Here is a 24458-nt window from a genome sequence, read left to right as displayed (position 1 = left end):
CCAAAAAGTATAAATACTGTTGATTTAGTTAGGGTTCTTAACATTCATCAGAACCCCTATTATCAGAATGGTTGCCCTATCAGGTCAGCTCAATCACCTCAAGGTTGAGTAAACGAGCCACCTTGCGCAGCAGCGGGCGATGCTCGCCATAGACCAGCGAGGTATGATGTTCCATTCCGGCATCCAGTAGCCGTTGACGATAGCTATCAGCATCGATATCCAGTTTTGCCGTCCCGGCAGTGCCAGAGAATGCCAGCGGAGCTTTGATCATCTCGCCGCCTGCCAGCATCAGACGCAACTTGCCTTCACCCTGCGTAATACGGCATAGGGTGATGCGGCCTGGTTTAAGGGCAAACTCGGATAGCAGGGGTAACTTGCGGTTGGAGTGGATGGTGGCTTGCACCGGCCCGTCGCGATCAGCCATTTCAATCGGTGCCTGACCACAATGCCAGAACACCACACTGTTGCTCACCGGGTCGATATCGACCAAGTCGGTATTGAACGCGGCACTACCAGAGGCCCACTGCGCCATTAATGACGAGAGCACACCGAACATGTCAGCCTCGCAGCCACATGGAACGAGGTCTTCATTCATCAGCGCCAATGCGCCACAGGCAGCGCACCCATAATCGGTAAAGAAGTCTGGCCAGCAGCGCACCGCAATACCGGAGTAACCCTGCTGTTGCGCTTTCTCACGCAACGCTGAGTAGACTTTCAGCGTTTTACAGGTCGCACTTTGGTCCATTTCCGCCAAATTCGGGAAATCTTTAGCGCGGCGCTGATAGGGTGCATCGGCGGCACTGTCCGGTAGCGCTTTTACTTCATCGATAAATTCCAACACGGGTTGGCGATCAACGCTGACACCAAAGTGTTGTGTCAGTTGTTGTTGGTTGTAGTTACAAGCATCGAACCCCAGTGGATGTTCGCCTATTACCATCACTTTGGCGCACTTAAAGCGATTGACGATCGCGGCAGCCTGCGCCAATTGTTGTAGCTCGCTGACCACATGGGCATCATCCGGCAGTCCATGAACAGTCTGGACCTTGATATTTTCGCGGCTCAATGCATGGCAGGCCAAATTAACCCCGCAGAAGGAGTTGAGCCGTAAACGACCACCGGTACGAGCCTCCGGGAAGGACCACATAGCTGTTGGGACCGGGAAGTCACGCACCACTTCACAGGTCAGCGAAGCATCGGTAAACGTCACCTGTAAAATTAGCAGTAAATCAAGATTGGCCTGCTTCAGCGCGGGCAACGCTTGTAACGCAGACTCGGCATCAAACTGTAATGCCGGTTCCCCAATCAACTCGATATCCATTGCTCTCAGGGTATTCCACGCCTGCGCCAGCATTTCCTGCGCATACGGCACATCAAAAGTACTACGGCCCAAGGCCAACACGCCCACTTTTGCTTTTTTATTCATCATATTGCTTCCAGTGAATTTAATGACTTATCGGTTGGCGCAGCTCAAGCGACAACACTGAAACGGTGTTCGGTGTAGCTAGAATAATTTTGATTTGGTCGCAGAATGACATCGGGGAAGTGCCCCTGATGAATGCTGTCAGGGAAGGCCTGTGTCTCCAGACATATTCCTGAAAATGCCTGATAGCGATGCCCTGCTTTGCCATTCCATACCTTGTTAGAAAGCTTGAATGCGTTATAAAACTGAATACCTGGCAGGGTGGTATGAACCGCCATCACCCGACCTGAATGTGGGCAAATCAGCGTGGCCGCCGGTTGCAGAGTGGTGCTATTTTTCTGCGATAAATCGTTTTTTTTCAGCACATAGTTGATGTCAAAATCCTGCGCTGGCCGCTGTTGCATCGCATCACCCAAGCGGCGGGCATTACGAAAGTCAAATGCAGTGCCTGCAACACGGACAATCTCGCCGGTCGGTAGCATGCTGCTTTCATCCACTGGCGTGATAAAGTCAGCGTCAATTTTCAGTTGCTGGTCGTGAATTAAATGAGTGTGACCGCGCAGATTGTAATGGCTGTGATTCACCAGATTGACGATGGTTGCCTTATCGGTTTGCGCCTCGAAACTGAAGGTCATGACATTGTCATCCGTCAGGCCGATACGGTGGCGCACCTGTAAATTCCCCGGATATCCCTCTTCACCATCGGGCGACGTGCGGCTAAAAATAAGACCATCGCCCTCTTCCTGCGCCTGCCAGACATACTTATCAAAGCCACGCTGGCCTCCGTGCAAATGCTGCCCGGTCGGCAGTTCATTGGTTGCCAGCAGATACTCTTGCCCGTCAATGTTAAAGCGCCCACCCGCAATGCGATTGGCACAGCGACCGGCAATGGCACCAAAGAACGGATGACCGGCCTGATAGGAGGTCAAATCATCAAACCCCATCACCACATCCTCCAGTTGCCCGTGGCGGTCTGGCGCCCAAAGTTGGGTGATGATACAACCGTAGTCGGTCACGCAGAGCCGCATACCATTGCGGTTAGTTAGTGTAAACAGCGAAACTTCCTGCCCCTGATGCTCGCCAAATTGCTGGCGTTGAATTGTCGTCATACACTCAACCTCGTATTTCGTACGGCTTTGGTCGCCTGCCCGTTCAAGTGCAAAACACCATGCCGTACGATAGATAGAAAGGATTAGCCAGCAAAAGCAGCGGCTTTCCCCTGGCTGCCAAACAAGCGGATTTTTTCAATCACTTTTTGTTTCATCACATCACGCCCGTGGCCCAACGAAACCGCCAAGACATACTCCTCTGGTGATTGATTCAATACTTCGCTAACCCCTTGGGTAAAGGCCTGACGCAGTTCGGTATCGACATTGACCTTGGCAACCCCCAAGGTAATCGCGCGGCGAATTTGCTCATCCGGCACCCCAGAGCCGCCATGCAATACGATAGGTTTCTTGACGATTTCGCGGATTTCTTGCAGGCGCTTAAATGCCAGTTTCGGCTCTTGCTTATACATCCCGTGAGCGGTACCAATCGATACCGCCAGATAATCAACGGTGGTCAGTTCGGCGAACTGTAGCGCTTCATCGCAACCGGTGATCAGGGCATCTTTTTCGTCAACTGAGATATCATCTTCAGTACCACCGATTTTACCAATTTCACCCTCAACGCCGATATTCAAGGCATGAGCGACATCTGCCACCGCGCGGGTAATACGCACATTTTCATCGAATGGCAGGTGAGAGCCATCGAACATCACCGACTGGAAACCGGCCTGAACTGCCGCCATGGTCTGCTCAAAACTACGGCTGTGATCCAGATGGATACAGACCGGTACCGTAATGTCATGCATAAAGGCATCAACCATCTCTTTCATGGGTTTTAACCCCATGACGCTAATCACTTTCTGCCCAATTTGCAGCATGATGGGCGCCTGCTCCTCTTCGGCAGCCAGCAAGATCGCGCGGATTGTTTCAGCATTGTGGGCACTAAAAGCGCCGATGGCATAGCCATGCTGCCATGCGTGTTGAATTAAGGTGTTACCGGATACATAAGACATTTTCTCTCCCTCTGCGTGCTGATAACAGCCGCTTTAAAAACCATCAATTAATCGGAAATCATTCGGTTGTTGGCAGACCAGACTGACTGCGAACCTGTTGTAAAATGGCACTCCAATCCTGGCGCCCGCGCCCGCAGGCTCTGGCCTGACTGTAAACCTCGCGGGAAGCAGCCCCCATCGGCATGGTGACGTGCAATTGGTTAGCCACATCAAGAGCGATACCTAAATCTTTATGTGCTAAATCAATCATGAACGCTGGCGTTAAATCTCCCTTCAGCACCTTATTTGGCCACGTGGTAGTGAAATGCCCTTTACCCGCCGGAGTGCCACTCATCACTTGCAGTGCGACATCGAAAGACAGTCCCAGTGCTTCGCATAGTACGGCGGCCTCCGCCGACAACGCATTGAGCGCAATACTCATGTAGTTGTTGATAAGCTTCACGCGGATCCCCATCCCCGGCCCGCCCGCATTGATAAGTTCAGATCCCATTGCCATCAGTAATGGCGTTGCCCGCTCAACCTGCGCTTGCGTTCCCCCCGCCAGTATCAATAAGGTGCCGACCTGTGCATGGTCAGAGGTACGCCCCACCGGCGCATCCATAAAGCCATACCCTTTGGCCTGCATCTGTTGCGCCAAACGGTCAGTCTGTAACGGATGGATAGTGGACATATCAATCACCAGTGCTTCTGGTGACAAGCGGCTACAAACGCCGTCGTTGCCGAACAGCACGGCATGCACCAGTTCTCCGTTAGGGAGCATGGTGATAACAAACTCTGCTCCTTCGGCGGCCTGCCCTGCGTTACCACATGGCGTGGCACCCAGCGCAGCCAACGCCGCTACCGCGCCGGGGTTAGTATCGAAAACATGTAATTGATGCCCGTGTTTAATGAGGTTACGCGCCATGGGCGATCCCATTTGCCCTAACCCGATGAATGCTACCTGTGCCATTATTCTCTCCTGTCACCTGATGTCATTTTTAGTCACTTGATTGGAATATTTTGTCTGTTTTTGATCGTATTTGTAATTTATGGTCAAAAAATTGACATCCGTCACTCTTTTAACATTTGAACGAATTAAAATGGTCACATCGTGATCAACAGCCCTTTTTTGGCTAACCAAGGAACTGAAACCATGACCCGGATTGCATGTGTAGGAATTGCGGTGCAGGACCGCCTCTATTACCTGACAAAACTGCCCGATAGCGGCGGTAAATATGTGGCGGATGATTATCGTGAGATTGGTGGAGGCCCGGCGGCAACAGCAGCGGTAGCGGCGGCTCGACTGGGCGCGCAAGTCGATTTTATTGGCCGGGTAGGTGATGATGCCACGGGCAATACTCTGCTCGATGAGCTGGAACACTATGGGGTAAATACCGCCCTTAGCCGCCGCTACGCCAATGCCCGTTCATCGCAGTCGGCGATCTTAGTCGACCGTCATGGGGAGCGCATCATCATTAACCATCCCAGTCCTGACCTGCCAGAAGATGCCCAATGGCTGACGGGGATAGATTTCAGCCACTATGATGTCGTGTTGGCGGATGTCCGTTGGCATCAGGGGGCGCTAACTGCATTTACACTGGCCCGCCAAACCGGTATCACCACCCTACTTGATGCCGATGTCACGCCGCAAGATATCCGCCCGTTGGTCGCTCTTGCGGACCACGCGGTCTTCTCCGAGCCGGGTTTACAGCGAATGACGGGCAAAAATGACACTGACGCTGCGCTCTTATTAGCCGCCAGTGACACAAACGGACAGGTGTATGTCACCCGAGGTAAAAAAGGTTGTTATTGGCTGGAGAACGGCGAACAGCAACATCAAGCGGGATTTGAGGTAGCCGTGGTCGATACTACCGGTGCGGGGGATGTTTTTCATGGTGCATTAGCGGTAACGCTGGGCCGACAACACACAATTACTGCGGCAGTGCGCTATGCTAATGCCGTGGCGGCATTAAAATGTACCCGCCCCGGTGGGCGGGCCGGAATACCTGATTGTGATCAAACTGACTCTTTCCTGACGCATTTTGTATAAAATAAACAATAGTATGATGAATGAGAGAGAGCAAAGCATGAGTCTGACCGAACTAACCGGTAACCCGCGCCACGATCAACTGATTCAACTGATCGCCAGTCGTGGCTATATGAATATTGATGAATTGGCACAATTGCTGGATGTTTCGACTCAAACCGTGCGTCGCGATATCCGTAAGCTTAGCGAACAAGGGCTGATTACCCGTCATCACGGTGGGGCCGGGCGAGCGTCTAGCGTCGTGAATACCGCGTTTGAACAGCGAGAGCTTTCATATACTAAAGAGAAAATGGCCATTGCTGAGGCGATTGCTGATTACATTCCCGATCGTTCAACGGTGTTTATCACTATTGGTACCACTGTTGAACATATCGCCCGCGCATTGATAAATCACAGCCACCTGCGGATTATTACTAATAGCCTGAGGGTGGCACACATTTTATATAAAAATACCGATTTTGAAGTGATGGTGCCAGGCGGTACGCTACGACCAAACAATGGTGGCATTATTGGCCCCAGTGCGGTCTCTTTCGTTGAAGGTTTCCGCGCCGACTATCTGATTACCAGCATGGGGGCAATTGATAGCGACGGCAGCCTGCTGGAGTTTGATGTTAATGAGGCGACAGTGGTGAAAGCGATGATGGCACACTCCCGCCACATCTTATTGGCAGCCGATCATACCAAGTTCCACGCCTCCGCCGCCGTCGAAATTGGTAATGTTGCCAAAGCTACAGCGCTGTTTACCAATGTTTCCCCCCCGTCACAACTGGCCGCACTGTTGCAGCAACAACAGGTAGAACTGGTGGTCACACAGTTAGGTAATCAGGAACCCACTATCTAAATTTTACGCCAAAAAAAGCAGGCGACACCGCCTGCTTTTTCAGGATTTAACGCGCTAAGAACAGGTCAGTTAACGGCGGCGAAACGGACAAACTCATCAGCATCTTGTACCGAACAGGCCAACCCAACAACGGTAGAATAACGGTAGAATAACGGAACATTATCACTGGTGCTAAACGCCAGTTCCTGCGCGATACGGTTTCCTTGAGTCACGGCATTTTCCTTGTGGCAAGTTGTTGCAAAATGATAAATCGCTGCTGAAATTCTGTGCGAAACGCCTGTTTATCATCGTGATAATAGAAAGGTATCACTTGTGGCCGGAGAGACCAATAGGAAAAGCAAAGCAGGAATGAATTGTATCCGTTTGATTTGTAGGATTTTTCTTATGACCACGTTGTTTGCCTGTTTGCGGGCTATCGTTAGTCTCGCCGCAGCAGTAAGGAGTAACAACGCGGGTTATTGTAGTGGCTGTTGACCTTCCACTGTCGAGCCAAAATCATCAATAATTGAGAAGAATACCGTCATATTCTTAGCCGGAATTTGATTACCGACTAGCCCACCATCGATGCTACTTTTCGGCGCGACCATATCGTCATTCCCCAACTTAACCGGGGTTCTCGCGGCACTTTTACTTTGCGCAATCTCCACAGTCTGGAATGTCACATTAAATGGCGTCGGATTGGTGACACGAAAAACCCCGCCACTGCCCTCTGGAACCCATCTGAAAGAGAGTTGGTTAAGCACCCCCTCTGAACTGGCTGGAATACCCGCCGGGCGATAAAACAGTTTGATGCGTGAGCGGAAGGCAATTTGTACTTCATTGTTGGTGGTCTGCGACGAGGCGCTTTTCGGAGGCACTTCTAATACATTCAGCCAAAACATCGATTCGCGATCAGACGGCAGTTGACCGGCAGTACCGGTATAGTAAATGCGAACAGATTTATTGGTTTGGGGATCAAGGCGGAACACTGGAGTATCAACAACAAACGGTACCTTTATCTGCTCAATTGATTTATCCATTTCAGCAATATTGTTATCAACCCACAGTTGCAGTAAAGCTGGGCGATTGCCCTTATTGAGGATCTGCACGCTGCCTGATTTATCATCTCCAGTAACCACCACTCGGGTCAGACCAATAGCAATACCCGCCAGCGCTGTGGTACTGAGCAAGAAGGAGGCAAGGGTCACCGCCGCAAACACGTGATACCGATGCGTGAACCTGCGGATATACAGCATGAGCCAGTACGATAGCGTTTTCATTTATAGATCAACGTAAAAGTAAATGCGCCGTTGACGGAACCACTTTGCACGGTGCTTTCAGTTTGATAAAGCCCGGCGTTCATCGGCACGGTGTAGCTCTGCGTGCTCGCTGAATTATAGCCGCTCAAGGTGTATTCGGTATTCAACACGATAGGTGTATTTGTCTGGCTACGCAATAATACCCCCACGCCTCTGGCAGTAGATCCGCTATTCAACGCTACCACACCATTTGCCGCATTCAGCACATTAGTTGCCGCGCCAAACGTATAATTAATACCCGCCAATCCACCAGGGCAGTTATTAAAATTGAGATTAAATGATCTTAACCCTTCAATATTGCCAATCCCAGTAAATTTATTGCTGGCGACATCCGGTAAATTGACAATCACATCCGGTGTGGTGCAGGTCTGTGTCATTAACTGGATATTCAGGGAATTTGGCGCAAAATCAAATAATCGGTAGCGGGTTGATTCAAGATAACTACTGGCGCCATTGTTATAGGTGCGATAGTTATAGGCATAAGCAGGGTCAAAAGCGGCAGCCCATCCACTGGTTAATGTCGTGGCAATCTTAACAAACTTGATTTGTAGTTCTACGTTCAAGTTAAAATTAGCCCCATTGTTGTAAGGAATAGGGCCTAACAGCGGTGAGGAATAAACTATATTTGCCGCGCTAAAGCCATTCATCGGCTTCCAGTCGCTGCTGAAACCTGCGCCGGTCACGCGAAAACGCAGTGCATAGCCTAAGCCAGCTTTACCGGTATAAGAAAATACACTGTGACTATTGCCATCAATGTTGATTGTCCGGTCGATGCTGTACGGCGAGAACAGCCCTGCCCCAGCCTTAATACTGTCATTCATTGAGGTGGATAATATCTTGCACACCCAGCCCCCTGCGGGGAAGCTTATCCATGAACCAATCGGCGAACCAACCGCGGTGTTGGGCGGAACTCGCAGTGTGGTTGTCGGGCCATAAATATAGTAAGTACCGCTATAGTCACAATCCATGGCAGAGCCCAATGCATTAGCATTATGGCTGATCGCTAAACTACTCATCACCAGTAACCACAGTAAAAGTTGTTTTAGTTGACGGCAGCCGCGCGCTATCGAATCACTGGCTGCACCACAGAACCTGTCCATGTAATATTGCGCTATATTCCGATAAGAACTCATTTGCATATCACCTCTAACTGCCGGAATTCACCCTTAACCAATGTGCTGCTGGGTAATTTATAATCAAAGCCGCAACTATCACCAACGCCCTCACCCCATATCACGCGCAGATGTCCATCTTGCTGGTTCACCCGCACCATGGCTTGCCCGCCCTGAGCGATATAGCCCACACTGGCACCAGTGGCATCTTTCACCTCGGCACCAAACGGCAGTGGTGTGTTATCCGCCCGATGTCCGGTCAATAACATCGAATAGCCACTGGAGGTCTCAAACTTCACCAGTGCCACCGCACCGGCAGTAGGGGCAACCCGTTGACTGGTAGTTTTAAATTCCACATCCGACGATAAGCCTTTTGGATCCAGTTCTACATCATTTTGTCGGTAAGGGCTTAAGTAAGGCACCACCGCCCGGCCACTGCTATCGAGACGCATCCCCGAATAGTTGGCCACACGGGTTCCGGCAGCATCCGGGGCCTCAACAATCCCTACCGTATCGCCCAGATAGGAGGCAAAAACCACACCACCACCGTAGGCGACAATGCCACCAGACATATTGACACTGGCCTGCTCGTAATCATTACTTTTCGAATAACTGCCACCAATAGTCGTTTTAGGCGCCAGCCAACTGCCCGTCACGCCTACAGTGTTGTAGTTACCGTTCACGTCAGTACGGTTATTCGCCGCTGAAACACCATAGTTAAATTGATTATCGTCGCCAGCAGAACCTGAAACCCCGGTTTGAACTGAACTGCTGTCACGAGTGTTGGTGTAACTGGTGCTCAACCGCGGTGAACCCCGTTTGCTGCCCAACGGAATGGAGAAAGAGACGCTCAGTTGATTATCCCAATCCCCACTGGACATATTGCGCAGCCGATTAAGAGCTAGGTTATAACTCAGTGACTTATAACTATTATTATAACCGAGTTGGAAATTCATATCGCGACGCTGCCCGCCCCAATAATCCTGCGCATTCGCATTGGCATAAAACGAACCATAACCCTCTGGCAAACCTTGAGTAATACTGATTTGCGCCTGATTGCGGCGACGATACTTAAAACTGTCATCGTAGCGAGTATTACCATCTGGCAGGCTTGAATTGAAAATAGTGTTATTAACTTCGCCATGTTGCAAATAGTCACGCATGCGCATCGCTTCTGACGGCGTATAAAAACCGTCACTGGAATAGTGGTAACTGGCGATGGTCAGGCTGGTATTCGTTTCCGGTAATGAGTTCGCATAGGTAATGCCCATACTCTGACCGTTCTGATCACTCTCACCGGGTAACCTGGTTTGTGCTTGTGTCAAACTAAATGCCACCGCGCCTACGGGAGTATTAAACGCCAGCCCGGCAGAGGCCGATAGATACCCTTCGGCTGCAACCACTCCACCGTTACCGGTGATTAAATTGGATAAGCCATGGCGCAAGGTTCCCATCAAGAGAGCCGGTTTTTCCGCCATTGAATTATCACGATACTCACCGGCCATTAAAGAATAGCGCGTGGTTCCCGGCCGCAATAGCTCGGCAATTGATGCAAATGGCACGGTAAACGACTGCTCGCTACCATCAGCTTCAGTAATAGTGACAATCAGATTGCCGCCCTGACCTGTAGGGTAGAGATCGTCGATGGTAAAAGGCCCCGGTGGCACCGTGGTTTCATAAATAGATTGGCCTTGTTGACGCACCACGACACGGGCGTTAGTACGGGCGATGCCGCGCACTACGGGTGCATAACCACGCTGAGAGTCAGCGAACATACGATCATCCGAGCTTAATTCAATGCCACGATAGCTGAGACTGTCGAATACCTGACCATCAGTATTGGAGTCACCAATCGTCATTTTGCTATATAACGATGGCACCGCACGCTCCGCGTAGGTGGCCAGATTTTGATAATCAAATCCCTGACTGTCACTTCGATTTAATGCGCTACGATAGTATAAACGCCAACTTTGCCAGTTGAATCCGCCTAGCAGCCCGAGATATTGATAAGTCTGGCTGCTGGCATCACTCTGATTACTGCGATAACCGGTGTAATCATATTTCAGCGTTGCCGCCGTCACACCGTCATCCCAATATTTGGGATTAACATAGCCACGCGCCTGACGGATTAAGGAAGCCTGTGGGATCTGAATATCCAACCGCTGGGTATTCTCATCAAAAATGGCATTCCCACCGTCCAGCAGAGTACTCAATGACGAGCAAACACTGGCAGTTTCCAGTTGTTTCAGTACATCAGGCGTGAGCTTAGTGGTATCAATTCCGAGTTCATCAAACAACTTTAAGTCAAAACACGGAAGAGCCACTTTAGATTCTGGCGACGGCAACTCAAAGCGTATCGCCTGACGCCCGATCCATTGCTCATTCAAATAGATATCAATACTACGCTCACCTGGAGCAACGGGATTGCCCTCACTATAGCGGCTGGCATCAACAGAAAAACGGAGGAAAGAATCACTGAACTCAACATGTTCAGGGTCTTCAGCACAGGCGGGTAAATTAAATAGCATGCCGCCCAAGCTAAAAATAACAAGGGAGAATGCCGACAAATATTTCGGGCGCTCGTTTTTTTGATAATACATGTAATAATTAAACATTATATCGAGGCCATTTAATAAATATGCACCCGGTGGATGCAGAGAAAGACTAATTAATTATATTTATGTTTTTATTGCGCCAACTTTTGAACACCCTGCGTCTCGCCACCCTGATCATTGATAACAGAATAAAAAACTTGTGTAGTATTATTTATTGGTCCGTTAGCGCTAACCGGTAAGCTAAGCTCAGCAAAAGGTGCAATCATCTTATTATTTATTTTGCTCAAGTTCGCCACCGCCGGGCTCTCTTTTGATGCCCGTAACTCCAATTTTCTAAAGGTTATATAATACGGTGATGCATTTTTTATAACCAGTTGATTGCCCTTTTTAGAAAAGGTCAGATTCGTAATAGCCTGTTCTATCGGCATCGTTAATTCTGCTGGGCGATAGAACATTTTTATTCGGGTACGAAAAGCCAATTGCAATTTATTATCTTCCCCCGTGGCACCTTTAGTGGGTTTAGGCGGAATTTCTAGCAAATTAAACCAAAAAAGCGTTTCACGATCGGTTGCTAAGCCGCTGCCAGTACGGAACAGGCGAATAGTCTGATCCCGTTTAGGATCCAGACGCACTACTGGTGGCGTAACACTAAAAGGCACCTTGATGGTATCAGGACGCGCATTCGCATCACCGTTATCAATCCAGGCTTGAAGAAGAACCGGCATATTACCGGTATTGGAAACCTTAACCACACCTTCACGCTGCTTCTCGTCATAAATAACACGCGTACCCGTGATCATTACTTCAGCACGGGTAACCGTTGCTGCAACCAGTAATGTGACAAAAGCAAAGGCTATAAAGTATGTTTTGCGCATAAGAGTTTCCAATTATAGAGCGAATGAAACAGGGAGCATTAAGCTCCCATTTGGCAACAGATAACATTAGCTATAACAATAACTTGCCACCAGCTACGCTATATCACACGCTTTGATTAATCGTAAACAATAGTATAGTCGACTTGTGTTACAACGGTACCAGCACCAACAGTGCCACTATTCGCATAATATTGTGCGTAGTAGCCCAATGTTGCATCACCAGTGGAAATATCTTCCACCACGCCGCCCTGGCTAGCGCCGCCTACCATGATTGCTGTGCTGCTTTTGTCTAACAAACGAACCTGAACACCAGTTGCTGTACCGCTATTGTTGTTCAACCGGCCAGTGCTGGTCTCAACAAAAGCACCTGGTTCGAAGTAAGCATAAGCGTTATTCAGTGTCGCCCCAGTACAACCAGACAACGAGATATTGAAAGGAGTGGTACCCGCAACGGAGTTGACTGAACTCAGTGCGCTTGCAGAAATAGTCGGTAAGTTAACGGTCCCATCTTTAGTGCCGTTGTTGACAGAGACACCACAAGTCGTATCTGTAATTTGACCGTTAATGGTAATAGTTCCATCAGCAGCAAATGCTGATTGTGCAATAAATACGCTTGCAATAGCAGCGATTAATGCATTGCTAGTTTTAATTTTCATGTTTATTTCCCTGTGCTTTAAAATAAGGTTTTAGACCAATACTATTAATTAGGATTAATATCCTGAATCAGTGACATCCGATTTCGTACGGCTATTATTTCAGCATTTTAAATATTGTCAATCCAGTCCAAAACGTGATGTTATAAATGCATTACCAAATAATAAGAATCACAGAATACAAACAAAAGAAGAGTGGAAATTCACGGCAGGACATATCTCATTCCGTGTGGGAAATTACCTACAATCGATAGATAACATATAAAAATAAGTTATATTCGATATTAAACACGTGAATGACTCATAAATAAAAAAACAATATAAAACAGGCTTGTGGGACTTTTCTTACGCTGATAGATGAGGACATCTTAAAAAAATACCATTCTTAGATATAACACATCAAAAAATGCCAAACATAAATTTAGCCAAAAATGATCTTTACAAATTATTTATAATATTTAAGTGAAAAATATCTATTTATCGAAAAATTAAATTAATATCAACAAATCTCATGACAAAAAGAAACAAAAATAGCCACTTTTATTATCTTATAAACAGAAATAATTATCACTTACTGTTATCTTTTTTGACTCTGCCAATCATTGTAAGCCAGTACGTAATGCCATCTTATGGAGCGATAGCATCACCTCATCTCCACCTGTGTGCCTAATTTACGCGCTAACCCTTTGGCACCTTCTCGCATAACGCTATCATGATTCCAGCGAAATAATGGGGCAGCTATTGGTGCCAGACAGTTCATCCAGCGCGTATTGGTTCGAATATGCCAATCGTAACGAACAATGGTGTCGCTGCCATTGTAAAATAATGACCACTGCCCAATCCCTTCAACTTCACCACTCGCCTGCCCCTCTAACAAATGTAAAGGCATAATGGTTACTACATGAATATCAAAGGTTATCCGATAAGGAAGTACACCTTTCCAGGTATAACGATGTAATGCGCCGATACCCTGTAGATCGCCTTTTTCTATCTCAATGATTTGCTCCAGGCTTTTCCACCAATACGGCCACATATCCGGGTGGCATAAAATATCCCATACTGCCTGAAGCGGTGCCTTGACCTGCCAAATGGTGGAAAACCGATACTCAGCCATACCAGCGAACTCCGCATCAAGGGGTGAAAAAACGCTCAGGAAAATGCAAATTGATAATCATTGCCTCCATAATGACCGTTTCCAGTTGCCTTTCATCCACCCCATAACTGATCACTTTGACAGGCAAATGGGATCGATTATCTAGCCAGATGTCACAGCGATGCACCTTATCCACAGTGAAACCGGCCGGGCCAGTTATTGAGAGGTGCAATACCAGTTGTTGCGCGAAAACCTCCTCACCAAGAATTGCGGTCTTGCCACCTTGTTGCAGGCGCTGGATGTTGTCTAACAACCTTCCAATGTCTGATTGATCCACCCGGTGGCCATTTTTATCGCGTATTAAGGTATTGGTGGGCAAAAGGCTCAGCACAGGTAGCGTGTTTACACCGAAGGGCCATAATCGAACTTTGCCACTGTCAGGGCTATAGACCAGCGCGGCGCCATTGTGGGGTTCAGTAAAATCCATACGCACATATCCCGGCTTACGATAGCTATAACGAATCACCGTAGCCTCGCCTTGTGCTGACAGAGAATGAATTATGACCTGATAGGATTCAATCTGCTCAAAATGGTGTTGAGCGACCCGAATCGGGTCAGAGGTAAGGAGACTCGATATTGGCATGAACATCGGGCTGGCATCACCCGCCATCGCTGCATAGGCAACACTGCCCGGCAGCAGTAGTGCCGTCAGTATTACAATGAAACCGGTTAAGCCGCGAATAGCCTTCTCCTGCATTTGGGATTCATCAGTCAGAACTCTCTGATGTCATAATTAAATATAGGCCTAAATAGCAGCAAACAATCAACAACCCTGATCTATTATTTATCATCTTGCCACGCCAACTTAGTGTGATAAGGATCGCTGAATTTTTTTTCTATAAGTGCTTGAATAATGGCGGAGCAAGCGGGGTTTTCCCCTTAGAAAGGTTATCTTCTCAGTCGTTTTCGGGGCAACCTCTTCAGCCGCTCCGGTATCTCTCCATGAAACGGTTGCGATCATGCACCTTTTTACGGCATGTTTATGGCAACACCTCCCTGCTTTAGATATTCGAATTATCACTTTGTGGGCAACCTGATGATTAAGTGGCTGTGGAAAGCAAATCAACCGCAAGCGGAGATGCTTGCGCAGTGGCAGGAAGCACTGAACATCCCACTGTTGGCTCCGCTGAATGAGCAGGAGCAGCAGCGGCTGGTTTCTGTTGCCAGTAATTTGCTGCAACAAAAGCGGCTGGTGCCATTGCAGGGGTTAGAACTAACACCGCTGATGCAAGCCCGCCTTTGTCTGCTATTCGCACTGCCAGTGATGGAACTCGGCGCCAAATGGTTAGATGGCTTTCATGAAGTCCTTATTTATCCTTCACCTTTTGTGGTTGACGACGACTGGCAAGATGATCTCGGCTTGGTGCACTCTGGTCAAACGGTACAATCGGGTCAAAGTTGGGAACAAGGGCCGATTGTCTTGAACTGGCAAGATATTCAAGATTCCTTTGATTTATCAGGCTTTAATCTGGTTATTCATGAGGCCGCACACAAGCTGGATATGCGTAATGGTGGCAATTCTAACGGGGTGCCTCCTATTGCTATGCGTGATGTAGCTGCATGGGAATATGACCTGCATCAGGCGATGGACAGTATTCAAGATGAGATAGATATGGTAGGTGTCGAGGCTGCCAGTATGGATGCGTATGCCGCCAGTGATCCGGCGGAATGTTTTGCGGTATTATCAGAGTACTTCTTCAGTGCGCCTGAACTATTAGAAAGTCGTTTTCCTGTTGTTTATCAGCATTTCTGCGCATTCTATCGTCAGGACCCACTCGCCAGATTAAAACGTTGGGAAAATGGGTTAGCGGATAATCAAAATACCTATAATATGCAGCCACTAAGTTAATTACCTATACCTTCGTTGAAGCAGTAAAGAGTCGATAGTTAATAATAAATCGCGGACTGGCCTTATTTAGCCGCTATATCCACCCTCTTTGCTCAGATGCTGAGCAGTCAATCGCAATGTACTAATTTAGCGTTGACAGTATCGGGCATGCTAGATATCATGCGCCCCGTTCACACGATTCCTCTGTAGTTCAGTCGGTAGAACGGCGGACTGTTAATCCGTATGTCACTGGTTCGAGTCCAGTCAGAGGAGCCAAATTAGAAAAGCTCGCTTAGGAAACTAAGCGGGCTTTTTGCTTTTGTTTTTTTGATCGTTTTTGTGTGTTACTGGCCGAAGCCTCTTCTCTAAGCCTGCCGATACGGCAGTGAACAGTTATAAAATACACATAACTTGCTGATGGTAAAAGAAAAATAGACTGCGAGGGTAAAAAAGGCTTTTTTAATACTCTCGACAAATCCTGTATAAAATCAATATGTTAGTGTTGGCCGAAAAAAGAGGGTTAAAAATAGAGAATGGTGGCGATGATGCTGCAACCATAAACACTAAACCTTCCTGTAATCAGAATTTTCTGCAACTCACCTTGCTCAACAAATAACAAGAAGTGTAGTGTACTAAACTGGCTTTTTAGCCGTAAAAAAAGCAGATTACACCACTGCTAATGGCGGTTTGGAATACGTTATTTTGCTTCGTTTGCCGTTATCCACCAGCCTATATTTGGATTGATCCTGTGCGGCTATTATCGTACCAGGCCGACATTTTGATATGTTAATTGTTAGATATCCTGGAAATTACAACGTTGTGTGCAACGGAGACATCCGTACAAAAGTGCGAGATGAATATTAGTCGACGCGAAGGAATATGAATATGGCTGAGTTTCAGGATCCGTTTTTCACCAGCACATCAGAAGACGTGGAAGCCGAATACGTTTGTGGTGTTGAGGCCTTACGGGCAGGCGATTGCAACGCTGCAAGTAGACACTTAGGCAATGCTGCTCGGGGAGGTCACGTTTCGGCATTATTCAATCTTTCTCTTCTTTGGGGGTCAGGCAGTGTGACACCCTATGATTTCGATCTGGCGGCAGACTGTTGGTATAAAGCAGCGGAAGCCGGTCATCCTCGAGCCAAAGCTATTCTCTGGCAGTTGGAGGCAGCGGATCGAGGTGGATTTGGAGCAAATAATCTCGCTAAATTTGCCAAAGACGCGAATTCTGGGGATAGCCTGATATATTCGATAATGGTTTGTGCCGCCCGCTTTTATGATGTGATTTGCCGAAAATACGGCGCTACGGTGGACGTTATCGCTTATGAATTGGATACAGCCACAATGAGCAATTTTGATTTCGTTCATTCATTCGTCAAGCGAACTGGCATAAACAAGGACTTCTACGAAGGGGGTTTGAACCGGTTAAAACCCGATTCAGCCGCGGATCAAATCGTTGATGGCCTAAATCAGTTACATGCTGCGATGAGATCGTCAGGTGTAAGTGAAAAGCTCGCTGCCATGGCCCGTTGCTCTATCGTGGGACATATCATTGCAAAATCACCCTACGGAGAGCATTCTCAGCCGCTTCGCGGTATAGATACGTTCTTTATCGAGGATGCAGGATTATTAGCTGAATCACGCGAGAGTCATGCCAACGAAATGGACTTATCTGCCAGGAAGCGGGAGTCTCAGGTCGAGCAAACTCAGAGACAAATCGCAGTTAATCTTGAGCAGATGGGGGCATCGGTCCTCCTCATAACGCAATCAGGGAAAGTCGTTATGACGGCAGACAGCTTGCAAGACCGACCACGCAATTGGTTTGGTGGGAAGGTCATGGAGGTCATGATAAGCCGCCCAGGCTTAGCCCCGTATTTCATCTATTATGAGAACGACGAGTACTACTACAACATGTCTGGGCCTGCTCAGCAGTCCTTTTCCAACGCTCAAGGCTACAACAACTATCGCAGTAACGTATCGCAAGCCCTATGCATGTATTTGGTAGTACACCTGATAGCAACACAGGGCAACGATATAAGTCATCCTGAGATGTCATTCAGTCACAACAGAATACACACAAATGTCATCGCCTACGTTGATAAGCTGAATAACTGGTACCCCATTCAACACAACTCGGCAGAATCAAACTCAGCGACAGAACGCAAGGTCGCACAAGTTAATAGGGGCGAGATCGACATTACTGATGTTATTGCCGTTCATCATACATCTCCCTCATAGATTAACCGCGGTTGCGGGGAATAGCCTTTACCGGCAATTCCCCGAACTGATCCAGACGTGCGCGGCTATCTTCCAGAGTTACTGTCCGGTGGGTTGATACCCTGCCACTCCGGTTTATTCGGCATGCCCGCGTCGTCTAACACTCTATAAAATGAACTTCATAAAACTATAAATAAAAGGCTGATTATTATAATGAAGCCACTTTAGGCATTGGTTTTGCGTTCAAATACCTAAGACCATCCTGCGTCACTGTTATAAATTGCTCTACACCATTTGTGTAGGCTCTGTTTAATACAGCATCCCAATGAGATGCATTCTTCAAATAATCTTTCCACAGTGATTTGGCAATAGCATTAATAATCATAAAATTCGCGGAAGATTCCAAATAATTCCCTGGTCGTCCACCTTGATCAACAATTTGATATCATAGGCCGGTTTTAGCATCGGCAACGTTAAGAATAGCGTCACCCTGACCATCGTTACGAGTGATTATTGCTGATCGACAAATTGCACTCTTTGTGTCGTGGTTTACGCAGATTGAAGTGACTATCCTTGGTGGGCAACTGGCAATTAATACACGCAGCAGCACAATGTCGCCGCGTGTCGATTAATGTCGAATGGCAATTCGGCTATCCCCTCTTTTGCAGATGATTTAGGCTGCCATACAACGCCAGCAAATGTGCGTATTCAGTCGTATCATAAAAATTACAGGTACCTCGTCCATATTCTTTGGCCACTTCAACGGCGAATTTTACCACCAATGCAATATCCACTTCATGGCTGGCCCCGGTACCACATCCCGGAACAACCGACTCGGTGCAAATTGCGACGCCGACCACCGGCGCAGTTGTGGCGGTAGAGGGCTGGAGAATACTGTTGATATGATGCACACCATTACCATACGGTGTGATGTCTTGCGTCGTGATAGGGAATGTTACTGCCGGACGACCACTGGTCATCTCCATGATGCGTAAAAGATCTTCCGCCACCCGCAAAATGTAGCCTTCCTTCACTGTCGGTGAAAGTGCGTAGCCTTTGTGATTGAGTATACGGTTGCCTTTGGTCGTGTCGATCGACAAAATGGCATCGGCTTGCGTGATCACCTCATTATTATTCATCGTCACGTCATCAATCGGCGAATCCATAAAATCAACGGGATCGTGCGAGCGAGTTGGTGCATTTGGACAAATGTGGGTGGTGACTATCACATCTCCCGGTAATACATCTCCGTTATGTTGCATCTGTGCCAGTTTCAGTGCGCTGGCAATTACCGCGATGGCACCATCACCGTCGGAAACCAGCCCGATACGTGTTGGCCGCGCACCAACCCCACCGAGGCGGCCAATAATACCCAAGGTAGGAGCCTTGCCGCTCAGGGTCTTGCCTTCACTGCCCACAATTTCAATGCGCACAAAATCAGTTGCCCCCTTCTCGCCATCGACGCGATGGGTCGTGGCTTTTACCGCCGGGTATTGGGCAAACAACGCGACAATCTCTTGTCCATTAACATATGCACTATCAATTAATTCATAGGCTTGTATTGTTTGTTTCAAACTCATTTTTATACCTCAATCATGTTGCCGGATGAATCAATGCATCCTGCATCAGCCGCTACTGGTTATTTCCCTTTACTGGAAAAAATGGAGTTAAAGAAGTTATACAGTGCATCGCCGGCAATAAAGCCTGCCGCCATAATTTCCATCGGCGTGCGGCCTTTATCACCCCAGCGTTTAATAATTAGGATACGCAGTGCGATACCCACCACTACCGCCCACCCTGCCATCGCGTTGTTAATCAGCAATCCAGTGGCCAGCAGCACCCCAAGTTGGCGCTTTGGCCCACCAATGAATTGCACGATAGCGCCGGGAATAGCCCAAATAAGCAGGTTCAATGCAATGCCCGGTTGTGCACCGGCCTCGATAGTCTTGGCATATACCCGCGCCACTGGTGGAACCAAGCCCTGTAGGAAATAACTGGTGTAAGAGAAATAAACTACCGGAATGGCAATCACAAAAGCGATAAGTGCAGCGATCAACTGGATGCGGCGCCCCCACAACTCTTGCTGCAAGTCTTTACCATAACCTCGCAGGATAAAACCGGCTTTCAGATCAAATCCCATATCGGCAAATGCCGGCCCGGTTGCCGCAGTGAAGCCTGTCAGAATGCATAATGCTAGCGGGGGGAAACCAATTAAAATACCTATAATCAGGGTAATCAGCGCGACGGCAAAGGCAGGGAACCAACCAGAGTGCATCGCTGCGATACCCACGATCAATTCATGTACAAAGGCAGCAAAAGCGGCATAAATCACAAACAGTAACAGCATGACCAATGACATTTCGCTGTATAGACCACCGGCCAAAGCCAGCAGTGCAGCAATAATGATATACCCTACCGCCCCCAGTCCCAGTGCTTTACGCACCTCGCTGTCAGGTTGCGCATGAGTGGATTTGCTCTCACCATTCTTATTGCGAATCACCTGTACAACTTGAATCAAGGCCACCAAACCGGCCCCAACCATCACCCCGTGTGGAATAAAATGTGCATTGATATCGACTCCGGTCATTGGCTGGCCGTAAGCTCTCAGCAACAAACCGACACCAAACATGCTTAGAGCCCAAATATTGCCAATAAAAGCGGTACCAAAGGCCGCCATCGGAACTTTTAGCATTGAACCGGCGATACCCACCAGAACACCCACCACGAGCAGCCATGCTTGCTTACCACCTCGGTCACCAGCTTTGATTGCTTCCGCAGCAGCCACACCGGGAGGCCAGGCATTAGCGGCCGGAAAGACTTTGGTATCAAATAATCGATACAATAGATAAGCATCCAGCAACATCGCTGCCGCAACACCACATAGCATCGGCAGGATCAATTGCGGTTGACCCATGACATAGGGCACAGCAATCGGCATCAACAAACTATTAGCAGCACCGAAGGTGGCTGAAGAAATAACGGTTTGCGCCAGATTCTGGGTATGTATCGAACGATAGCGCTGAAACATCTGTAATGGAATGCGCGCAAGCAGCATGGCAATAAGCGCACCGATAATCGAGGTATTAGGCGTTACACCCAAGGTCGTTATCAGTTGTACGCCGATAATTGCCCCCATAACGGATAACAGCACCATAACCAGCAGCGTGCTGATATCTTTCAACGGATTTATCGCTTTTTCTGGTTTCATAAGCCCCTGTCTATCTTTGGTATTTGGCTAAAATAATATTTCAGGCATAGGATGCCGTCGCAGTTCCAATATTTGGAACCAACAATGAAATTTATTATTTATAGCCTGACTTAGCTTATTTAATTGCACCGTGCTTATTCACAGTGCAATTAAATAATCGGTAAGATGCCCTGGTGTTGGCATACTGATTTATTAATCAAAAACAAAACTCTATTCGTGGTGAGTTATTTGATCTGTTGCCAATATTCATCACCGAGTTTTTTCGCTAATTGCCGGGAAACCGTTATCAATGCAGCCAAAACCTGAGGTGGATAAGGCTGATCATCGGACTGAGAGGGGAAAGATAAGCATAACCCCACCGTTTCACTACGGTGTTTATTGGTTACCGCAGTCGCGAGTGAGCTGATCCCAGGCAGGGTTTCGTTACGCGCCAAAGACCACCCCTGCCCCCTGATTTGCGCCAGTTTTGGCAGCAATGTATCGAGCATTTGTCCAGAGTCCGGCAGGGCACCTTGATAGTCAGCTATAAAGCGTTGCCGAACATCATCATCACTTTCTCGTGCCAATATGGCTCGGCCTACCGAGGTTTCCGCGGCGGGTGAACATCCGCCAACCGGCGTGACCACATGTAAGAAATGACGGCCAGGAAAGGTTCGCATAACCCTGATATCTCGCCCCTCCAGTACCGATATATAACCGGTACAAAAAGTCAGTTGGCCTAAATGCGCCATAGCGACTGCCGCATTGTCCACCAATGGCGTTGACAAATAGTGGCTAGCAACGGAAAGCAGTAAATGACCAATTTTATACAAGCGAGTCTGAGGATCTCGCTCCAACAAGCCTTGGTTTTCCATCGTTTGTAATAGGCGCGAAACTGTGCTTTTCGGTAAACTCAGTTGTTCAACCACATCGCTGAATGAAATACCCGGCTGACCGTGCGTTATGCATCGATGAGAAAATAACTTCAATACCGCAGTGGCATTTTCTAATGTCGTCATCTCACACCTGTTCCATTATATGGAACCAAGTTCTTAAATGGTATTTCGAAATTAGAACCCGTTAAACTTATTGTCAATAAGTTTATTTTTTTATGTGAAGTGAAATTGAAAATAATGGTAATGTTTTAAAAATACCCCAGCATCTAGTACAAGATCTGTAGCAGCTTAATTTGCACTTATTCCATTTTAAAGGAAAACACTAGCATAAGATGCTAGTGAATAGCGCCATATAGGGAATATAAACAATCGTCCAGAGAACACGGATTTTTCCACTGTCCGAGTTTAAAAGTGTATGAAATAAAACAACTCATTTTACATTGAGAAACAAAACAAGAAATATCTGATAAATATGCGTATCATCGTTAAACGTAATCAAGTAAAACTTAACAAATATCTTAGTTTTATTTTCTATCTAGTTGGTCTGACTATAATCATCAAAAAAAAACAATAATTTGGTCACATTCACTTTTAATAAATTAGTTTGGAGTGAAAAATCATTATTTCTTGTTAGAACTTTAATTAAGATAAAAATAAATTCATAATTAATCGTATTTTTTTGGCAGCGTAAACTATAACTTTTATGCTTCCAAAAAAGGATAACACTATGGCTTTTTGGCAATGCTACTTAAATGGATGGAAACGTACCTTTGATTTTAAAGGCGTTTCATCGAGGCAAGAGTTCTGGATATTTTTTTAACCAATTCTTTACTTAAAAGTGTATTAATCATAATGATTGCCACATTATCAGTAACAAAAACAATCGACTCAGTAGACCATTTATTGACCATAAATATATTTATTAACATTGTAATGCCATTACCACTGCTTGCTGTTGGCATTAGAAGAATGCATGACATTAATTTATCTGGCTGGTTTTTTGGTATGCTTTACATCTTTATTTTCTTGTTTTATTTTTTGAATCGATTTATTTGGGCTTTTGAACTCGCTAGCCCACGGAATTTATATTACATAAGAATATTCTTGTTAATTACCCTTTGCTGGGTACCTATGCTGATCGTCGGCATACTATGTTGTATTAAAAATGAATAAATACCTTTCACGCAAAGAGTCCTTGTCAATGAGCCATAACTCACTAGTGTTGATACTTTATGTTGTCGTGTATTGAAACGATTTAATTCTTTATATTAACTCTCACACATCAAATTTTATTTATATTTTTTTGGATAGTGTTAATACAAATGGAGTGTTTTGAAAAATGAAAGTTTTAAAATATACAGGATTTATCGTCCTTTTCTTTATTGCCGTTTACATTTCTGCCATCACGCCTTACCAACGGTTTTTTTATCTTTTTGAAAGTGAAGTGTCTGAAGGCAACATTAGAAATGCAAAATCAGGTGAACAGTATGAGGGGAAAAAAGCCGGAGATACTATTCCAACCATTAAAACGTTAGCGGATATCAAAGTGGGTAGTTACTTCACTATAGAAACCGAGTCTCTCAAACCAACCGAATTATATGGTATTGTTGATATTCAACGTGGTGGATTTATTACTTCAGGGTCTGGGCGGAAAAAAAAGACCAAATTCATTCCTTATTGGACACAAAGTAAAATAAAAACACTTATTAATGAGCTAGACTACGCCAGATTCTATATTGCAAAGTTACCCGATGGAAACAACGTTATTGTTCTTATTGATGATACATTGCTCAGTACCAGCAATGGAGATAAGATTCGTTTACCCATTGGCTCAAAAGCAGTGCCATTTCATGTAACAAAACAAAGATCAGGAACGTTTGCACAATATTTTCATGAGAATGCTGAAAAGTACTCTTTAAACAATCAAACCAATGGATATATCAATATGGCGAGTAAGTCATTCAATGACACTTACCGACTGACAGTTCTTATTTTAAGAATAATAGGTACCGTGGTTATATTCACTATATTGTATATGGCTGCTAATAGAATAATTTCCATATTTAATAAAAAAACAGAACGTAATCAGTCAAATGATAGGGATAACTTGATTAGTAAATAATACCCCCCCTCCAAGTGTCAGTTTTCCCAACATTTGGAGGGCAGCTCGTATAGCTCTATCCATTACAGCTGCATAACTTTATGATGTAACAAGAAATAGTTATGCTTATGAGGTAGATTTTATTACCTGGTTCTAAATTCACAATCCAAAAAATCATTAAACAACATGGGCAATAGGTGAAAGTCAGGATACAGATTCACCGTTAACTGTAGG

21 protein-coding genes and 1 tRNA gene are annotated in these 24458 nt (G+C 46.6%); 6 read left to right on the top strand and 16 right to left on the bottom strand.

Annotated elements, in window-relative coordinates; translation table 11 throughout:
* Positions 1-79 precede the first annotated feature (79 nt).
* The 4 genes from Q2T72_RS08930 to yihU form a co-directional block, all read right to left on the bottom strand.
* Positions 80-1426, bottom strand: coding sequence for an L-fucose/L-arabinose isomerase family protein (locus Q2T72_RS08930; protein WP_227746540.1), 1347 nt, complete (start codon positions 1424-1426; stop codon positions 80-82).
* A 41-nt stretch (positions 1427-1467) separates the two neighbouring features.
* Positions 1468-2529, bottom strand: coding sequence for an aldose epimerase family protein (locus tag Q2T72_RS08925; RefSeq protein WP_372569005.1), 1062 nt, complete (start codon positions 2527-2529; stop codon positions 1468-1470).
* Between the two features lie 83 nt (positions 2530-2612).
* Positions 2613-3482 (bottom strand): class II fructose-bisphosphate aldolase, encoded by an 870-nt coding sequence (locus tag Q2T72_RS08920; RefSeq protein WP_083159194.1) that lies wholly within the window; start codon positions 3480-3482, stop codon positions 2613-2615.
* A 58-nt stretch (positions 3483-3540) separates the two neighbouring features.
* A complete protein-coding gene (yihU, locus tag Q2T72_RS08915; RefSeq protein ID WP_372569004.1) occupies positions 3541-4431 on the bottom strand; it encodes a sulfolactaldehyde 3-reductase in 891 nt (296 codons plus the stop codon).
* A 183-nt stretch (positions 4432-4614) separates the two neighbouring features.
* Here yihU and Q2T72_RS08910 point away from each other — a divergent pair, with 183 nt between their 5' ends.
* Positions 4615-5511 carry a sugar kinase gene (locus Q2T72_RS08910; protein ID WP_372569003.1) on the top strand — a complete coding sequence of 299 codons (897 nt, stop codon included), beginning with the start codon at positions 4615-4617 and terminating at the stop codon, positions 5509-5511.
* A 37-nt stretch (positions 5512-5548) separates the two neighbouring features.
* Positions 5549-6349, top strand: coding sequence for a DeoR/GlpR family DNA-binding transcription regulator (locus tag Q2T72_RS08905; protein ID WP_083159197.1), 801 nt, complete (start codon positions 5549-5551; stop codon positions 6347-6349).
* A gap of 65 nt (positions 6350-6414) precedes the next feature.
* Here Q2T72_RS08905 and Q2T72_RS08900 read toward each other — a convergent pair whose 3' ends face one another.
* The 8 genes from Q2T72_RS08900 to Q2T72_RS08865 form a co-directional block, all read right to left on the bottom strand.
* Positions 6415-6561: a hypothetical protein gene (locus Q2T72_RS08900; RefSeq protein WP_372569002.1), complete on the bottom strand. Its 147-nt coding sequence runs from the start codon at positions 6559-6561 to the stop codon at positions 6415-6417.
* Between the two features lie 243 nt (positions 6562-6804).
* On the bottom strand, positions 6805-7608 hold the full coding sequence (locus Q2T72_RS08895) for a molecular chaperone (protein ID WP_372569001.1): 804 nt from the start codon (positions 7606-7608) through the stop codon (positions 6805-6807).
* A complete protein-coding gene (locus tag Q2T72_RS08890; protein ID WP_227746541.1) occupies positions 7605-8780 on the bottom strand; it encodes a fimbrial protein in 1176 nt (391 codons plus the stop codon). The genes Q2T72_RS08895 and Q2T72_RS08890 overlap by 4 nt, the downstream gene beginning before the upstream one ends.
* Positions 8777-11359, bottom strand: coding sequence for a fimbria/pilus outer membrane usher protein (locus Q2T72_RS08885; RefSeq protein WP_372569000.1), 2583 nt, complete (start codon positions 11357-11359; stop codon positions 8777-8779). The genes Q2T72_RS08890 and Q2T72_RS08885 overlap by 4 nt, the downstream gene beginning before the upstream one ends.
* 86 nt (positions 11360-11445) lie before the next feature.
* Positions 11446-12189 (bottom strand): molecular chaperone, encoded by a 744-nt coding sequence (locus Q2T72_RS08880; RefSeq protein WP_083159200.1) that lies wholly within the window; start codon positions 12187-12189, stop codon positions 11446-11448.
* 116 nt (positions 12190-12305) lie between these two features.
* The gene (locus Q2T72_RS08875; protein WP_083159201.1) at positions 12306-12845 is read right to left on the bottom strand and encodes a fimbrial protein; all 540 of its coding nucleotides are present in this window, start codon (positions 12843-12845) and stop codon (positions 12306-12308) included.
* A gap of 640 nt (positions 12846-13485) precedes the next feature.
* The gene (locus tag Q2T72_RS08870; RefSeq protein WP_083159202.1) at positions 13486-13956 is read right to left on the bottom strand and encodes an SRPBCC family protein; all 471 of its coding nucleotides are present in this window, start codon (positions 13954-13956) and stop codon (positions 13486-13488) included.
* Positions 13957-13972: 16 nt separating this feature from the next.
* Positions 13973-14692 carry a DUF1571 domain-containing protein gene (locus Q2T72_RS08865; RefSeq protein ID WP_127891202.1) on the bottom strand — a complete coding sequence of 240 codons (720 nt, stop codon included), beginning with the start codon at positions 14690-14692 and terminating at the stop codon, positions 13973-13975.
* A gap of 339 nt (positions 14693-15031) precedes the next feature.
* Between Q2T72_RS08865 and mtfA the strand changes: the two genes are divergently transcribed.
* Both mtfA and Q2T72_RS08855 read left to right on the top strand, forming a co-directional pair.
* A complete protein-coding gene (mtfA, locus tag Q2T72_RS08860; RefSeq protein ID WP_372568999.1) occupies positions 15032-15844 on the top strand; it encodes a DgsA anti-repressor MtfA in 813 nt (270 codons plus the stop codon).
* Positions 15845-16023: 179 nt separating this feature from the next.
* A tRNA-Asn gene (locus Q2T72_RS08855) sits at positions 16024-16099 on the top strand.
* Positions 16100-16343: 244 nt separating this feature from the next.
* Here Q2T72_RS08855 and Q2T72_RS08850 read toward each other — a convergent pair.
* Entirely contained in the window at positions 16344-16487 is a 144-nt protein-coding gene (locus Q2T72_RS08850; RefSeq protein WP_127891223.1) for a type I-F CRISPR-associated endoribonuclease Cas6/Csy4, read from the bottom strand.
* A 221-nt stretch (positions 16488-16708) separates the two neighbouring features.
* Between Q2T72_RS08850 and Q2T72_RS08845 the strand changes: the two genes are divergently transcribed.
* A complete protein-coding gene (locus tag Q2T72_RS08845; protein ID WP_372568998.1) occupies positions 16709-18061 on the top strand; it encodes a hypothetical protein in 1353 nt (450 codons plus the stop codon).
* 629 nt (positions 18062-18690) lie between these two features.
* On the opposite strand, the gene Q2T72_RS08840 is transcribed toward Q2T72_RS08845, so the two are convergent.
* The 3 genes from Q2T72_RS08840 to Q2T72_RS08830 all read right to left on the bottom strand — a co-directional run bounded on the left by Q2T72_RS08840 (position 18691) and on the right by Q2T72_RS08830 (position 22246).
* The gene (locus Q2T72_RS08840) at positions 18691-19620 is read right to left on the bottom strand and encodes a DUF1177 domain-containing protein (protein ID WP_372568997.1); all 930 of its coding nucleotides are present in this window, start codon (positions 19618-19620) and stop codon (positions 18691-18693) included.
* Positions 19621-19679: 59 nt separating this feature from the next.
* Positions 19680-21248: an OPT/YSL family transporter gene (locus Q2T72_RS08835; protein WP_372568996.1), complete on the bottom strand. Its 1569-nt coding sequence runs from the start codon at positions 21246-21248 to the stop codon at positions 19680-19682.
* Positions 21249-21472: 224 nt separating this feature from the next.
* On the bottom strand, positions 21473-22246 hold the full coding sequence (locus Q2T72_RS08830) for an IclR family transcriptional regulator (protein ID WP_372568995.1): 774 nt from the start codon (positions 22244-22246) through the stop codon (positions 21473-21475).
* Between the two features lie 1216 nt (positions 22247-23462).
* On the opposite strand from Q2T72_RS08830, the gene Q2T72_RS08825 reads away from it, so the two are divergent.
* Positions 23463-24245 carry a hypothetical protein gene (locus Q2T72_RS08825; protein ID WP_372568993.1) on the top strand — a complete coding sequence of 261 codons (783 nt, stop codon included), beginning with the start codon at positions 23463-23465 and terminating at the stop codon, positions 24243-24245.
* Positions 24246-24458 lie beyond the last annotated feature (213 nt).

The sequence above is a fragment of the Yersinia sp. 2466 StPb PI genome (genome assembly GCF_041538325.1).
Taxonomy (GTDB): domain Bacteria; phylum Pseudomonadota; class Gammaproteobacteria; order Enterobacterales; family Enterobacteriaceae; genus Yersinia; species Yersinia enterocolitica_E.
The sequence above is the reverse complement of the archived record's forward strand: the minus strand, read 5'-3'. Positions and strand labels throughout refer to the sequence as shown.